Consider the following 14677-nt stretch of genomic DNA (forward strand, 5'->3'; position numbering starts at 1 on the left):
CGAGTTTAATGAATACAATTAATGAATATTTAAGTTTAGCCGAATTTGAGGCTATTATATTTGGAAACCAGAAAGTTATCATTAGTGATTTGGTACTGGACCGTATCAGTGAAAGCTTCAGTTTCTTAAAAGAATTTTCAGGAAACAAAATAATATATGGTGTAAATACCGGTTTTGGTCCTATGGCACAATATAGAATTAAGGAGTCCGACCAGATTCAGCTGCAATATAATTTAATCCGCAGCCATTCATCAGGAACGGGAAAACCTTTAAGTCCTGTTTGTGCAAAAGCAGCCATTTTAGCGCGTTTAAATTCATTATCATTAGGAAATTCCGGTGTTCATCCTTCCGTTATTCATTTAATGGCTGAATTGATCAACAGAGATATCACTCCGTTAATTTTTGAACATGGTGGAGTTGGTGCCAGTGGAGATTTAGTTCAATTATCCCATTTAGCTTTAGTTTTAATTGGCGAAGGCGAAGTTTTTTATAAAGGCGAAAGAAGGCCAACTCCGGAAGTTTTTGAAATCGAAGGTTTAAAGCCAATTCAGGTAGAAATCAGAGAAGGGCTGGCTTTGATCAACGGAACTTCGGTTATGACCGGAATTGGCGTTGTAAATGTGCATCATGCCAATAAATTATTAGACTGGTCATTAAAAGCTTCCTGCGCGATAAACGAATTAGTCCAGGCGTATGACGATCATTTTTCTGAAGAATTAAACCAAACCAAACGCCACAAAGGACAGCAGGAAGTAGCCTTGAAAATGAGGCAAAATCTTTCTGACAGTACCTTAATCCGCAAAAGAGAGGATCATTTATATTCAGGAGAAAACACCGAAGAAATCTTCAAAGAGAAAGTTCAGGAATATTATTCTTTAAGATGTGTTCCCCAAATTCTTGGGCCGGTTTTGGAAACTATCAATAATGTTGCTTCAATTCTGGAAGACGAATTTAACTCGGCAAACGACAATCCAATTATAGATGTAAAAAACCAGCACGTTTATCACGGTGGAAATTTCCACGGAGATTATATTTCACTTGAAATGGATAAGCTGAAAATCGTGATTACCAAATTAACAATGCTGGCAGAACGTCAATTGAATTATTTATTAAATTCAAAAATTAACGAATTACTGCCTCCGTTTGTAAATTTGGGAACCTTAGGCTTTAATTTCGGAATGCAGGGCGTTCAGTTCGTTGCTACTTCAACCACTGCCGAAAGCCAGATGTTGTCTAACCCAATGTATGTTCACAGTATCCCAAACAACAACGATAATCAGGATATTGTAAGCATGGGAACAAACTCGGCTGTAATTACCTCAAAAGTTATCGAAAACGCGTTTGAAGTATTAGCAATCGAATTAATCACCATTGTTCAGGCCATTGATTACTTAGATCAAAAAGATAAAATTTCATCTGTTTCCAAAAAATGGTACGATGATGTTCGAAAAATAATCCCAACATTCAAAGAAGATCAGGTCATGTATCCTTTTGTTCAAAACGTAAAAGATTATCTGATCAACAGTTAATATTCTACACAAAGATTGCTGTGTATTTAAAAATTTTATGCCCCAACGAGTTTTAACTTTTATATTATTAAACATTGAATTTTAAAAATCATGAAAAAAACATTTCTTTTTTTGTTACTGGCAGGTATTCAATTTGTTCATAGTCAGGAACTGGCATTAGTTAAAAAGAATTCAAAAATTGGATATCTGGCTAAAGATGGTTCTTTTAAAATCGAACCGCAATACAAATCGGCCAAAAGTTTTTCGGAAGGCTTGGCTGCTGCAGAAAATGGCGGAAAATGGGGTTTTATAGATACAAAAGGAACCTGGGTAATCCCGGCAGATTTTAAAAGTGTAAAAGATTTTAACAGCGGGATTGCAATTGTTCAAAAAGATAAGGACTGGGTTTATATTAATAAAAAAGGTGAAGTTTTAAAAGCGCCTGCTTCTGAAAAATTATATGACTTTAATGACGGTGTAGCTTTCATAAAACAAGGAAACAAAGTAGGATTGATCAATTCAAAAATGGCTGTTGTTTTAGAACCAAAATACGATCAGATCAAGCCTTTTGAAAATGGCTTTGCCAGAGTGGAACTAAACAAAAACTGGGGAATTATAAATACTGCAGGAAAAGAATTAGTAGAACCGGCTTATACTGAAATCGGAAATTATTTTAAAAACACAACCTGGGCCAGAAAAGATAAAACTTTCGGAATTGTAAGCGGCGGAAAATTTATTCCCGTTGACGGTGCCGAAAAAATCTGGGATTTTGAAATTCAGGATTTGACATTTGCCAAAAAGAACGGAAAAATTGGTTTTATAGACTTAAAAGGAAATTGGGTAATCCTGCCTATATATGACAAAGCAAAAGCTTTTTCAAAAAACCTGGCTCCGGTTTTAGTAGGGTCAAAATGGGGCTATATTAATCCAAAAGCAGAATTTGTAATTCCGCCAACATACAGTGATGCTGAAGTTTTCAATTCAAACGGTTTGGCTCCTGTAAAAGAAAGCAATTGGGGCTTTATCAATGAATCAGGAAAATTAGTAATCCCAACACAATACGGTATTACGACTAACGGGATCGCAGCCATGTTCATCCAGCAGGACAAAGGATTTATAAATGGTGTAGCAAGAGTTAAAAATGAAGGAAAATGGGGTTTTCTTAAACCGGACGGAACTGTTTTAGGCAATCAATGGTTTGAAAATGCTGAACTGTTTTCTAAATCTGCTGAAAGACATACCTCTGCTGAGGAGGTTTCCGAAAAATCTAAACCGGAAACAAAATCAACTAAGCCCACAGGAAAACCAACAGCGAAAAAAAAGAAATAATTACCTGATAAAAATAAATTCCACATATATGAAATCGCCACTAATGATAATATTGGAAAAACAATTCCAGCAAAAAGGCGATAACATATATGACAATAAAAAATAAATTCCACATATATGAAATGTGTATTAGTAACAGGCGGTTCAAGAGGAATTGGAAGTGCGATTTGTAAAAAATTAGCCGTCGAATCCGGTTATCATATTCTGATTAATTATCATTCAAATAAAACAGCGGCTGAAGAAACGCTTCAGGAAGTACAAAAATTAGGAGCAACCGGAGAAATTTTAGGCTTTGATGTTTCTAATTTTAAAGACGTACAAGCCACTTTAACAAAATGGCAGGAAGCCAATCCTGAAGCAATTGTTGAAGCCATTGTAAATAATGCCGGAATTACCAAAGACGGTCTTTTTATGTGGATGACTCCCGAAGACTGGAATGGTGTAGTGAACACAAGCTTAAACGGATTTTTTAACGTGACCCAGTTTCTCATTCAGAAAATGTTACGCAATAAATATGGCCGGATCGTAAACATCGTTTCGGTTTCAGGTGTAAAAGGAACTGCCGGACAAACGAATTATTCGGCGGCAAAAGGAGCCATTGTTGCGGCGACAAAAGCCCTGGCTCAGGAAGTTGCCAAACGCAATATTACGGTAAATGCCGTTGCGCCCGGTTTTATCAGAACAGACATGACAAGCCAGCTTGACGAAAAAGAATTATTAAAACTAATTCCTGTAAATCGTTTTGGCGAAGCCGAAGAAGTAGCAGATTTGGTAAGCTTTTTGATTTCAAAAAAATCGAGCTATATTACCGGCGAAATTATCAACATAAACGGGGGAATATATTCTTAAAAAATTACTTTAAAAGAAGATGAACAGGAGAGTTGTAATTACTGGCATGGGAATTTATTCCTGCATTGGTACTTCATTAAACGAAGTAAAGGAATCTTTATATGAAGGGAAATCCGGCATTCAGTTTGATCCGGAACGAAAAGAATTCGGTTTTCAATCCGCTTTGACGGGAATGGTTCCAAAAGCTGATTTGAAAAATTTACTAAACCGCAGACAGCGTATGAGTATTGGTGAGGAAACCGAATATGCTTATATGGCTACAATTGAGGCCCTGAAAAACGCTAACATTGACGATGCTTTTTTTGAAAATCACGAAGTCGGGATTATGTACGGAAACGATAGTGTTTCCAAAGCCATTATTGATGCGACAGATATCGTTCGCGAGAAAAAAGATACGGCTTTAATTGGTTCAGGAGCGATTTTTAAATCGATGAATTCTACGGTTACGATGAATCTTTCAACTATTTTTAAGCTTCGTGGCATTAATTTAACGGTGAGTGCAGCCTGTGCGAGCGGTTCACATTCTATTGGATTGGCTTATTTTTTAATTAAAAGCGGTTTTCAGGATATCATTATTACCGGAGGTGCGCAGGAAATTAATAAATATGCGATGAGCAGTTTTGATGGCTTAGGCGTTTTTTCAAACAGAGAAAGTGATCCTGAAAAAGCATCAAGACCTTTTGACTCAGGTCGGGACGGATTAATTCCGAGTGGTGGCGGTGCAACTTTAATTCTTGAGAGTTACGAATCTGCAATAGCACGCGGCGCAACAATTATAGCCGAGGTTTCCGGTTACGGATTTTCATCAAACGGAGGACATATTTCGACACCTAATGTTGAAGGACCGGCTACAGCTATGAAAAGAGCTTTAGAGGAAGCAAACCTAAAAGCATCAGATATCGAATATATAAATGCACACGCTACTTCGACTCCGGTTGGAGATGCTAATGAGGCAAAAGCTATTTTTGAAGTTTTTGGAGAAAAAAATCCTCCTGTAAGTTCTACAAAATCAATGACGGGACACGAATGCTGGATGGCAGGGGCAAGCGAAATCATTTATTCTATTCTAATGATGCAGCACGATTTTATTGCTCCTAACATCAATTTGGAAAGCCCGGATGAAGATGCCTCAAAATTAAATTTAGTTAAAAGTACGTTAAACAAAAAATTTGATATATTTTTGTCCAATTCTTTCGGGTTCGGAGGAACCAATTCTGCATTGGTGGTTAAAAAGTTTAAATGAAAAATGAATAAAGAAGAGATTATAGCACGAATTAATGGTTTTTTGGTTGATGAATTTGAAGTTGACAATGACGAAATTGAACCAGATGCTAATTTAAAGGATACACTTGGGCTGGATAGTTTAGATTACGTTGATTTAGTCGTTTCAATCGAATCGAACTTTGGTGTAAAACTGGTTGAAGTGGATTTTGTCGGAATCGCTACTTTTCAAAACTTTTATGACCTTATCGAATCAAAATTAAAAGCTAAAACTGCTTAATGAGTCAATGGGACGGGAAATCAAAAGGAACTGTTTTAGGCTATAGAATATTCGTTTTTTTGATTCGGAAAGCGGGTGTTAAATCAGCTTATTTTTTACTCTGTTTTGTCGCTTCTTACTACTTTTTGTTTCTAAGAAAAAGCAATCGGGCTATTTTTTATTATTTCAGAGAGAGGCTTTGCTATTCCTTTTTCAAGTCAAAAAAAATGGTTTTCAAAAGCTATTACACTTTTGGCCAGACCATTATTGACAAAGTTTCTATTTCAGCCGGTCTGCGAAATAAATTCACCTATGAATTTGACGGAATCGAAGTTCTGAAAAAACTTTTAGCCGAAAAAAAAGGAGGCGTTTTAATCAGCGCGCATATTGGAAATTTTGAAATTGCAGAACACTTTTTTGGGGATATCGATCTTGATTTCCAAATCAATCTGGTCACTACCGATTTAGAGCATTCCACAATCAAGAATTATCTGGAAAGTGTTACGCAAAAATCTGCTGTAAAATTCATCATCATCAAAGAAGATCTATCGCATATTTTTGAGATTAATGCCGCTCTTGCCAATAACGGACTAGTCTGCTTTACCGGCGATCGCTATTTTGAAGGTACCAAATCACTTTCTGAAAATATTTTAGGAAAAGAAGCTAATTTTCCTGCAGGCCCATTTTTAATTGCTTCGCGATTAAAAGTTCCTGTTGTGTTTGTTTATGTGATGAAAGAGCCAGACCTTCATTATCATCTGTACGCCAGAGAAGCCACTGTTAAACATCGGGACGAAAAAGGATTATTGAAAGAATATGTAAAAAGTGTTGAAAGTATTTTGCAAAAATATCCATTGCAATGGTTCAATTATTTTGATTTTTGGAATGATTTGAAACCATAAAATCCGTTTCAATAAATTTACTATTTTTGCCTGCAACCTAAGGTAAACCAAAATGAAAAATGTCCTTGTTATTTTTTATTCTCAGTCCGGGCAATTAAAATCGATTGCGCAAAATATTGCAAATCCCTTTTTAAATTCAGATGAAATAAAAGTAACTTTTCACGAGATTCAATTAGAAAAACCTTTCCCGTTTCCGTGGAACAAAGACTCCTTTTTTGATGCTTTCCCGGAGTCCTTTTTACAGATTCCAACAAGATTAAAACCTGTCCCTAATGAAATTCTGAACACCAAATTTGATTTGGTTTTGTTTCACTATCAGGTTTGGTATTTATCGCCATCAATTCCAATCAATTCTTTTTTAAGAAGTGAAGAAGGAAAAAAAATCCTCAATAATACACCTGTAGTTACTATTAACGGTTCACGGAATATGTGGTTTATGGCTCAGGAAAAAATTAAGGTGCTGCTAAAAGAAGCCAATGCTCGATTGGTTGGAAATATCGCTTTAGTAGATCGTGTCGGAAATTTAATTAGCGTATTAACAATTGTCGAATGGATGTTTTCGGGAGTAAAAAAGAAATATTTGGGATTTTTTCCGTTGCCGGGCGTTTCTGAAAAAGACATTCAGGAATCAACAAGATTTGGAGAAATCATTCTTTCGCAGTTCTATCAGAATAAATTAAATGACTTACAGCCCAAATTACTAGCTGCTGATGCTGTACGGATTAGCCCTTATTTGGTGACCGTTGATAAAACAGCCAACAAAATTTTTAACAAGTGGTCAAATTTCATTTATAAGAATCCAAAAAAGAGAAAACAGCTTCTCAAAATATTTTATATTTATTTATTCTTAGCTATATGGTTAATCTCGCCAATAGTGTATATCTTGCACCTCATTAGCTATCCTTTAAAGCTAAAAACCATAAAAAAAGAAACGCAATATTATCAGGGAGTTTAGAAGAGGAAAATTAAATTATGTTTGACGTATATATTACAAAAGCTGCAAAGTATTTGCCAAATGAAGCCGTTTCAAATGATGAAATGGAGACGTATTTAGGATTGATAAATGATACTGCCTCAAAGGCAAGACGTATTATTTTACGCAATAACAAAATTCAAAGCCGATATTATGCTGTTGATAAGAACGGCAAAAGTACACACACCAACGCTGAGCTGGCAAAAAATGCAATTGAACAGCTGTTTGATGAAAACTTTACAAATCAGGATTTAGAAGTACTGTCCTGCGGGACTTCTTCTCCGGATATAATTGCGCCTTCACATGCTGCAATGGTTCACGGATTATTGAAAAACAAATCTGTTGAACTAAATTCTTCAATGGGAATTTGCTGTTCCGGAATGAATGCCCTTAAATATGGCTTTCTTTCTATAAAAGCCGGAAATTCTAAAAACGCAATCTGTACAGGATCTGAAAAAGTATCAACCTGGCTTTCCGCGCAAAAATACAACAACGAAATCATCAACTTAAAAAATCTGGAAGAACAGCCGATTATCGCTTTCAAAAAAGATTTTTTACGCTGGATGTTGTCTGACGGAGCCGGAGCTTTTTTACTTCAAAATAAACCTGGCGGTGAAATCTCGTTGAAAATTGAATGGATGGAAGCCTATTCGTATGCTTTCGAATTAGAAGCCTGTATGTATGCAGGAGGTGATAAACTAGAAAACGGCGATATAAAACCGTGGAGCGATTTTACACCTGAACAATGGCTGAATGAATCCGTATTTGCTGTAAAACAGGATGTAAAATTACTGGACGAATTTATTTTGCCAAAAGGTGTCGAAAGTATGAGCGATGCTATGGCAAAACATAATATTACGGCGAAAGATGTTGATTACTTTTTACCGCACGTTTCATCGTACTTTTTTGTGGAAGGACTAAAAAAAGGACTGGACGAAAAAGGTATAATCCTTACAGAAGAAAAATGGTTCATGAACCTTCTGAGAGTTGGAAACGTAGGTTCTGCTTCGATTTATATCGCAGTTGAAGAATTAATGAATTCCGGAAAATTAAAAAAAGGAGACAAAATTTTACTGTCGGTTCCTGAAAGCGGAAGATTCTCATTTGCGTATGCGTATTTAACCGTTTGCTAATGGAAGCTTCAGTACTTTTAGAAAAAGAAGCAGTCGAAAATCTGATTCCGCAAAAGTTTCCTTTTGTTATGGTAGATCGTATGTTTTCATATTCAGAAACAGGATTGGTTTCCGGTTTGAAAATTCAGGACAGCAATATTTTTTTACAAGAAAACATTTTTTTAGAAGCAGGCTTAATTGAACATATGGCGCAATCAGTCGCTTTACACACCGGCTATCAGTTTTTTTTGAAAAATGAAACTGCTCCAACCGGATATATTGGTTCTATTAAAGATATTCAGATTAAAAAATTGCCTCAAATTAATGATAGCATTCAGTCGAATGTTACGATTTTGCAGGAATTTGCGGGAGTAACTTTAGTAGATATCGTGACTTTTTTAAACAATGAAGAAATTGCAAGCGGACAAATGAAAACCGTTTTAGCCAAATAAAAATATATGAAAGTGGGAATTGACATTCAAAATTACTTACCTCATCGTGCTCCAATGCTGATGGTCGATTTGATTTTGGATATCGATGCTAATTTTGTCGAAACCGAATTTCTAATTAAAGAAGATAATATTTTTGTTGACAATGGTACTTTTATTGAAGCCGGATTAATTGAAAATACGGCTCAGACTTGTTCTTCAATTGTTGGAAAGAAATATTTTTTTGAAGAAGACGGCACAGAAAATAAGGATGTCAGCGTTCTGGGTTTTATCAGCGCCATAAAAAACCTGAAAATTCATTCACTGCCAAAAGTTGATGAAATCATTATTACAAAAGCAACTCTGGTTTCAAAATTTGTAAGCGACGATTATACTTTGTGCACCATGAGCTGCCAAAGTTTTATTGGCGAAAAAATACTTTTAGAATGCGAAATTAATTTGTTTATTCAAAAGAGGATTTCGGCCACAACATAATGCTAATTAAAATTTAAACCGTCATGGAAAAAGAAAATGTACCGCAGCACGATGGAAATTTAAGCAAAAAAAATCTCAAGGAACTCGTTTATGCAACAGATGAAAACGGTAATTATACTACCGCTTTGAGTACAGGCTGGGAACCAAAAGCCATCGCACTTTCAAACGCGATTGACGACATAAAAGAACGTGCCGAAGAAGCAAGACTAAAAGTTCAGAATGGCGAGTTGAGTCCGATTTGTTATTTCATGGAACTCAATAAAATGGATCTTTCTATTCTTGCTGGTTATGTTGACATGTGGAAATGGCGCGTAAAAAGACATTTTAAACCCTCTGTTTTTGCCAAATTAAACGACAAAACTTTACAAAAATATGCCGACGCTTTTGATATTTCAATTGTCGAACTCAAAAATAGTATCACAAAATAATGCAAGTTCCTTTTACACATCATCAATCTGCTCATTGTGAAAACGGAGTAGCTTCAAACCTCTTAAAAAACAGCGGACTCAACATCAGCGAGCCAATGGTTTTCGGAATTGGTTCGGGACTTTTATTCGTGTATCTGCCCTTTTTAAAAGTCAATCATGCTCCGGCAATAAGCTACAGAACTTTGCCGGGACAGATTTTCAATAAAGTCGCCAATCGGTTAAACTTAAAAATAAAAAGACAAAAATTTTCTTCTGTTGCTAATGCGAATAAAGCTTTAGAGGAAAACCTGAAAAAAAATATTCCGACGGGATTACAAGTCGGCGTGTATCATTTGAGTTATTTTCCTGATGAATACCGCTTTCATTTCAACGCCCACAATTTAGTTGTTTACGGAAAAACCGAAACTGATTATCTGATCAGCGACCCGGTAATGGAAACGGTTACTACTTTGACGCATGAGGAAATGGACAAAGTACGTTTTGCCAAAGGCGCTTTTGCGCCAAGAGGCCAGATGTATTATCCAATTCAGGTTCCGGGTAATGTTGATTTCAAAAGTGCAATCATCAAAGGAATCAAAGATACGTGTCGTACTATGCTGGCACCAATGCCAATCGTTGGCGTACGCGGCATTAAATTTGTATCCCGACGAATCAGAAAATGGCCTGCGAAACACGGTGTCAGAAAAGCCAATCATTACCTCGCACAAATGGTTCGCATGCAGGAAGAAATTGGTACCGGAGGCGGAGGTTTCCGTTTTATTTATGCGGCTTTTTTACAGGAAGCAGCTGTTATTCTGAATAATGAAGAACTGAAAACACTTTCGAAAGAAATGACCCAAATTGGCGATTCATGGCGTGATTTTGCCGTTGAAGCTTCCCGGATTTATAAAAACCGAAGCGCCAAAGAAGATGCTTACAACGCTATTGCCTATGAACTTTTGGACATTGCCAATCGCGAGGAAATCTTTTTCAAAAAACTAAAAAAAGCCATCAGCTAATTATATTTTGCAGCCCATTATAAAAATAGAATCCCTTTCGAAAAAGTACAAAGATGCAGAAATGTATTCTTTGAACGATGTTTCCCTCGATATCAACGAAGGACAGATTTTTGGTTTGCTGGGTCCAAACGGTGCCGGAAAAACCACTTTGATTTCCATGCTCTGCGGATTGGTAAAACCTACTTCGGGACATTTTACAATTGATGGTTTAGACTATCAGCATCAGGCTTCAAAAATTAAAAAAATCATAGGCGTTGTTCCTCAGGAATATGCCTTGTACCCGACTTTGACGGCAAGAGAAAATCTCCATTATTTTGGCAGTATGTACGGTTTGAAAGGCTCTGATTTAAAAGACAAAGTAATCGTGGCTTTGGATCTTTTAGGATTATTGAAATTTGCCGATAAACAAGTTCAGACTTTTTCGGGCGGAATGAAACGCAGGGTAAATCTAATTGCCGGAATCCTGCATAATCCAAAAGTGTTGTTTTTGGATGAGCCAACGGTTGGTGTTGATGTTCAGTCTAGAAATGCTATTATTGATTATTTGAAAGAGCTGAACCAAAACGGAACAACCATTATTTATACTTCGCATCATTTGGCTGAAGCCGAAGATTTCTGCGACACGATTGCCATTTTAGATCAGGGACAAATTTACGCACAGGAAACTCCGTCAATATTAATTGAATCTGTAAAAGATGCCCGAAATCTCGAAGATGTTTTTATTTCATTAACCGGTAAAGCCCTGAGAGATGATATATAAAATCCGGATGTCGGTAGTAAAAGAATTTCTTTTGTTAAAAAGAGATTTAGGCGGACTCATTATTTTATTTGTCATGCCTTTGGTTTTGGTCATTGCCGTAACCATAATTCAGGACAGTACTTTTAAAACGGTATCCAATTCTAAAATTCAGATTCTTTTGGTGGATAAGGACCAAGGATCTGTTTCTAAAACCGTTTTTGAAAATTTAGAAAAAAGCAGCTATTTTACCGTTGTAACACAAATAGACCATAAAGCGGTTACAGAAGAAATTGCCAGAGAAAATGTTTACAGAGGAAAATTTCAGCTGGCGATTGTAATTCCGGAAAATCTAAGTTCTGATTTACAAACTAAAGTCGAGCAGAATGTAGAAAAAATTGTCAGCAATTTAGGTTTGACAGACAGTATTTCAACTGCAGAACCTCAACGCATTATTAAAGAAAAAGAAGTAAAACTGTATTTTGATCCGGCGGTCCAAATGAGTTTCAAAAATGCCGTTATGAGTTCGATTGACAAAATGATTTCGCAGATTGAAACCAAATCGATTTATTCGACTTTTCAAAAACAATTGGGAGAAGAAACGATCAATTTTGAGCAAAAAAACTTTATTACTTTCAAAGAAATAATTCCGAGAATCAATAATAAAGAAGTGCTTCCAAATTCTGTTCAGCACAACGTTCCGGCCTGGACGCTATTTGCAATCTTTTTTATTGTGATTCCGTTATCGATCAATATTGTAAAAGAAAAAACACAGGGAACTTTTGTTCGGTTAAGAACCAATCCCGTTTCTAATTTAGTTGTGATTATTGGCAAAACCATCACCTACTCGATCATTTGTATGATCCAGTTTTATATGATGGTTGCCGTTGCGGTGTTTTTATTCCCCTCAATCGGATTGCCTTCTTTAAACATCGAAGGACACTTTATATTGACAAGTGTTGTAGCACTATTTTCAGGTTTCGCAGCAATCGGGTACGGAATCTTATTAGGAACTGTCGCCAGCACGCAGGAACAATCTGCTCCGTTTGGTGCAACAAGCGTGATTATTTTGGCAGCCATTGGAGGTGTTTGGGTTCCGGTTTTTGCGATGCCGAAAATCATGCAGTATATTGCAAAATCTTCTCCAATGAACTGGGGACTGGAAGCATTTTATGATGTTTTATTACGCAACAGTTCTTTCGTAGAAATCATTCCACAAATAAGTTTGTTATTTTTGTTTTTCATTATTACAACCGCCATCGCCTTATTTTATGACAAAAAGAAAAGAACAGTATAACGAAGCCACCAACCTGACCGTTTCTCACGAAATCAGAATTCGTTTTAACGAAACAGATCCGCTTGGGATTGTCTGGCACGGCAATTATATCACCTATTTCGAAGATGGACGTGAGGCTTTTGGACGTCAGCACGGACTTACGTATTTAGATATTGGCAATACCGGTTATACAACACCAATTGTAAAATCTAAATGTGAGCATAAATTGTCCTTGCGTTATGGGGATGTCGTGACAATTGAAACTACAGTTGTAGATACGCCAGCCGCCAAAATGATTTACAGATTTAAAATTATAGATGCCAAAGGCGAAGTGGCCTGCACGGGTGAAACAACCCAGGTATTTTTAGACAAAGAAGGGAATTTGATGCTGACGAACCCTCCTTTTTATGAGGAATGGAAAAGGAAAGTTGGGTTGTTGAAGTAAAAATAATTACATGAAACACTTTAGAACGCAATTCAATTATATAATTCTTGTTGGTAGATTTATCTTCACAATTTTTTTTGCTGGTTTATCCGTTTTAATGCTATATCTAATCATTGAAAATTTTATGGCAAAAGATTATTTAGCTATGATGATTTTTGGAATAATATTTAATTTAATAATGATATATTTTACTTATCTTTTAATTATTGCTATTATTAAACAATCATATAATTTCACATTTGAAGAAGGAAGTATATATAAGATTTCTGTTTTATCTCGTCAAAAAGAGTTGTTGAAAACAACAGAAATTAAAGGTTTCAGCACTTCAGAATATCCATTAAAAATTTGGAATTTTAAATCCCTAATATTGTACTTTCAAAACGGAAAAAAAATAGAACTTCCTCAATTTTTATATTTTAATTTTAAAGAGATTGAAAATAAATTAATTGAAAATTCTATTAGAAAATTTGGCCATGAAAAGCACAAATGGAAATCTATTACTTCTCGACATTATGAATTTGAATAGTAATTTCATCTTTAATAATTTTCGAGATAGAAAAACAATAAAATGACAAAAGAAATATACATAACACAAACGAATTGTATCACACCTTTAGGTTTTGATGTTGCATCAAACATCGAAGCGATTCTTCGTGGTGATTCCGGAATTCAGCTGCACAATGATATTTCTTTGATGCCGAATTCATTTTATGCTTCAATAATTAGTGATGAAGATATTAATAACGCTTTCGCGGAAGTTAGTTCCGAAACCAAATATTCCCGTTTAGAAAAAATGATGATTCTGGCTTTAGAGCCAATTATCAAAAATTCAGGAGTGAAATTAAATTTAAAAACCGCTTTTATACTTTCAACAACAAAAGGAAATGTTACCGCTTTAAAAGATCATTCTGAGGAAAGTTTTAATAACGCACATTTAGATGTTCTGGCAAAAAATGTTGCTGATTTTTTTAAGTTTCAGACACAGCCAATTGTGGTTTCAAACGCCTGCGTTTCCGGAATTTTAGCCGTTTCGGTTGCTAAAAGAATGATTCAGTCAGAGCTTTATGATAACATTTTTGTGGTGGCAGGCGACGAAGTTTCGGAGTTTGTTTTGTCCGGTTTTAATGCTTTTCAGGCGATGAGTGAATTGCCCTGCAAGCCGTATTCTAAAAACCGAACTGGTGTAAGTTTGGGTGAAGCAACGGCGGCAGTTTTAGTTTCAGCGGAAGCCAAAGATGCCAAAATAAAAGTTATTGGAGACAGTTCGATCAACGATGCGAATCATATTTCGGGGCCTTCCAGAACGGGCGAAGGTTTATTCAGAAGTATTCAGAATGCTTTGAAAGAAGCCCAGATTGAAGCCAACAAATTAGATTATATTTCAGCACACGGAACGGCAACGCCTTATAATGACGAAATGGAAGCGATTGCTTTAAATCGTTTAGATTTACAAAATGTTCCCGTTAATAGTTTAAAAGGATTTTACGGTCATACCTTAGGCGCTTCGGGATTATTAGAAACCGTAATTGCGATTGAATCTGCCAATCAAAATATCTTTTTTGAATCGAAAGGTTTTGATGAACTTGGTGTAAGCGAGTCTATCAATGTGATTGAAAAAAACAGAGAAGCAAATATTGATTTCTTTTTGAAAACGGCTTCCGGGTTTGGAGGTTGTAATACGGCTGTGGTTTTTGAGAAAATAAAAATTCAAACTTAAA

Annotated in this window: 17 protein-coding genes; all 17 read left to right on the plus strand. The window is 35.9% G+C overall.

Translation table 11 applies throughout. The features are described 5' to 3' along the window. Window positions 1–8 precede the first annotated feature (8 nt). Window positions 9–1529, plus strand: a complete 1521-nt coding sequence (gene flxA, locus GXM16_RS19195) for a flexirubin biosynthesis tyrosine ammonia-lyase FlxA (RefSeq protein WP_163396114.1) — start codon at window positions 9–11, stop codon at window positions 1527–1529. Between the two features lie 90 nt (window positions 1530–1619). Further along, a complete protein-coding gene (locus GXM16_RS19200) occupies window positions 1620–2837 on the plus strand; it encodes a WG repeat-containing protein (protein ID WP_163396115.1) in 1218 nt (405 codons plus the stop codon). Between the two features lie 117 nt (window positions 2838–2954). Continuing rightward, on the plus strand, window positions 2955–3686 hold the full coding sequence (gene flxB, locus GXM16_RS19205) for a flexirubin biosynthesis SDR family reductase FlxB (protein ID WP_163396116.1): 732 nt from the start codon (window positions 2955–2957) through the stop codon (window positions 3684–3686). 19 nt (window positions 3687–3705) lie between these two features. Next, window positions 3706–4929, plus strand: a complete 1224-nt coding sequence (locus GXM16_RS19210) for a beta-ketoacyl-[acyl-carrier-protein] synthase family protein (RefSeq protein ID WP_163396117.1) — start codon at window positions 3706–3708, stop codon at window positions 4927–4929. 3 nt (window positions 4930–4932) lie between these two features. Beyond that, window positions 4933–5187, plus strand: coding sequence for an acyl carrier protein (locus tag GXM16_RS19215; RefSeq protein WP_163396118.1), 255 nt, complete (start codon window positions 4933–4935; stop codon window positions 5185–5187). Further along, the gene (locus GXM16_RS19220; RefSeq protein WP_163396119.1) at window positions 5187–6068 is read left to right on the plus strand and encodes an LpxL/LpxP family acyltransferase; all 882 of its coding nucleotides are present in this window, start codon (window positions 5187–5189) and stop codon (window positions 6066–6068) included. Before GXM16_RS19215 ends, GXM16_RS19220 begins: the two co-directional genes overlap by 1 nt. A gap of 52 nt (window positions 6069–6120) precedes the next feature. Then, complete coding sequence (locus GXM16_RS19225) at window positions 6121–7023, plus strand: NADPH-dependent FMN reductase family protein (RefSeq protein WP_163396120.1); 903 nt, start codon at window positions 6121–6123, stop codon at window positions 7021–7023. A gap of 17 nt (window positions 7024–7040) precedes the next feature. Beyond that, window positions 7041–8174, plus strand: coding sequence for a dialkylresorcinol biosynthesis protein DarB (darB, locus tag GXM16_RS19230; protein ID WP_163396121.1), 1134 nt, complete (start codon window positions 7041–7043; stop codon window positions 8172–8174). After that, entirely contained in the window at window positions 8174–8605 is a 432-nt protein-coding gene (locus tag GXM16_RS19235; protein ID WP_163396122.1) for a hotdog family protein, read from the plus strand. Before darB ends, GXM16_RS19235 begins: the two co-directional genes overlap by 1 nt. Before the next feature lie 6 nt (window positions 8606–8611). After that, window positions 8612–9076, plus strand: coding sequence for a hotdog family protein (locus GXM16_RS19240; protein WP_163396123.1), 465 nt, complete (start codon window positions 8612–8614; stop codon window positions 9074–9076). A gap of 23 nt (window positions 9077–9099) precedes the next feature. Further along, window positions 9100–9504, plus strand: a complete 405-nt coding sequence (DarG, locus tag GXM16_RS19245; RefSeq protein ID WP_163396124.1) for a flexirubin biosynthesis protein DarG — start codon at window positions 9100–9102, stop codon at window positions 9502–9504. Next, complete coding sequence (gene darH / locus GXM16_RS19250; RefSeq protein ID WP_163396125.1) at window positions 9504–10502, plus strand: BtrH-related acyltransferase DarH; 999 nt, start codon at window positions 9504–9506, stop codon at window positions 10500–10502. The genes DarG and darH overlap by 1 nt, the downstream gene beginning before the upstream one ends. Window positions 10503–10563: 61 nt before the next feature. Continuing rightward, window positions 10564–11262: an ABC transporter ATP-binding protein gene (locus GXM16_RS19255; protein WP_163396126.1), complete on the plus strand. Its 699-nt coding sequence runs from the start codon at window positions 10564–10566 to the stop codon at window positions 11260–11262. A gap of 7 nt (window positions 11263–11269) precedes the next feature. Beyond that, entirely contained in the window at window positions 11270–12535 is a 1266-nt protein-coding gene (locus tag GXM16_RS19260) for an ABC transporter permease (protein WP_244307524.1), read from the plus strand. Continuing rightward, entirely contained in the window at window positions 12510–12959 is a 450-nt protein-coding gene (locus GXM16_RS19265) for an acyl-CoA thioesterase (protein ID WP_163396128.1), read from the plus strand. The genes GXM16_RS19260 and GXM16_RS19265 overlap by 26 nt, the downstream gene beginning before the upstream one ends. A 10-nt stretch (window positions 12960–12969) precedes the next feature. Next, window positions 12970–13485 carry a hypothetical protein gene (locus tag GXM16_RS19270; RefSeq protein WP_163396129.1) on the plus strand — a complete coding sequence of 172 codons (516 nt, stop codon included), beginning with the start codon at window positions 12970–12972 and terminating at the stop codon, window positions 13483–13485. A 42-nt stretch (window positions 13486–13527) separates the two neighbouring features. After that, window positions 13528–14676 carry a beta-ketoacyl synthase N-terminal-like domain-containing protein gene (locus tag GXM16_RS19275; protein ID WP_163396130.1) on the plus strand — a complete coding sequence of 383 codons (1149 nt, stop codon included), beginning with the start codon at window positions 13528–13530 and terminating at the stop codon, window positions 14674–14676. Window position 14677: the final 1 nt, after the last annotated feature.

Source organism: Flavobacterium limi, from assembly GCF_010645075.1.
In the GTDB taxonomy this organism is placed as follows: domain Bacteria; phylum Bacteroidota; class Bacteroidia; order Flavobacteriales; family Flavobacteriaceae; genus Flavobacterium; species Flavobacterium limi.

Coding starts and splice junctions, on each gene's coding strand:
- GXM16_RS19200 (WP_163396115.1), top strand. CDS start 1,620: ATGAAAAAAACATTTCTTTTTTTGTTACTGGCAGGTATTCAATTTGTT.
- GXM16_RS19270 (WP_163396129.1), top strand. CDS start 12,970: ATGAAACACTTTAGAACGCAATTCAATTATATAATTCTTGTTGGTAGA.
- flxA (WP_163396114.1), top strand. CDS start 9: ATGAATACAATTAATGAATATTTAAGTTTAGCCGAATTTGAGGCTATT.
- GXM16_RS19210 (WP_163396117.1), top strand. CDS start 3,706: ATGAACAGGAGAGTTGTAATTACTGGCATGGGAATTTATTCCTGCATT.
- GXM16_RS19275 (WP_163396130.1), top strand. CDS start 13,528: ATGACAAAAGAAATATACATAACACAAACGAATTGTATCACACCTTTA.
- GXM16_RS19255 (WP_163396126.1), top strand. CDS start 10,564: ATGTATTCTTTGAACGATGTTTCCCTCGATATCAACGAAGGACAGATT.
- GXM16_RS19225 (WP_163396120.1), top strand. CDS start 6,121: ATGAAAAATGTCCTTGTTATTTTTTATTCTCAGTCCGGGCAATTAAAA.
- GXM16_RS19235 (WP_163396122.1), top strand. CDS start 8,174: ATGGAAGCTTCAGTACTTTTAGAAAAAGAAGCAGTCGAAAATCTGATT.
- darB (WP_163396121.1), top strand. CDS start 7,041: ATGTTTGACGTATATATTACAAAAGCTGCAAAGTATTTGCCAAATGAA.
- darH (WP_163396125.1), top strand. CDS start 9,504: ATGCAAGTTCCTTTTACACATCATCAATCTGCTCATTGTGAAAACGGA.
- GXM16_RS19220 (WP_163396119.1), top strand. CDS start 5,187: ATGAGTCAATGGGACGGGAAATCAAAAGGAACTGTTTTAGGCTATAGA.
- GXM16_RS19215 (WP_163396118.1), top strand. CDS start 4,933: ATGAATAAAGAAGAGATTATAGCACGAATTAATGGTTTTTTGGTTGAT.
- GXM16_RS19265 (WP_163396128.1), top strand. CDS start 12,510: ATGACAAAAAGAAAAGAACAGTATAACGAAGCCACCAACCTGACCGTT.
- DarG (WP_163396124.1), top strand. CDS start 9,100: ATGGAAAAAGAAAATGTACCGCAGCACGATGGAAATTTAAGCAAAAAA.
- GXM16_RS19260 (WP_244307524.1), top strand. CDS start 11,270: ATGTCGGTAGTAAAAGAATTTCTTTTGTTAAAAAGAGATTTAGGCGGA.
- GXM16_RS19240 (WP_163396123.1), top strand. CDS start 8,612: ATGAAAGTGGGAATTGACATTCAAAATTACTTACCTCATCGTGCTCCA.
- flxB (WP_163396116.1), top strand. CDS start 2,955: ATGAAATGTGTATTAGTAACAGGCGGTTCAAGAGGAATTGGAAGTGCG.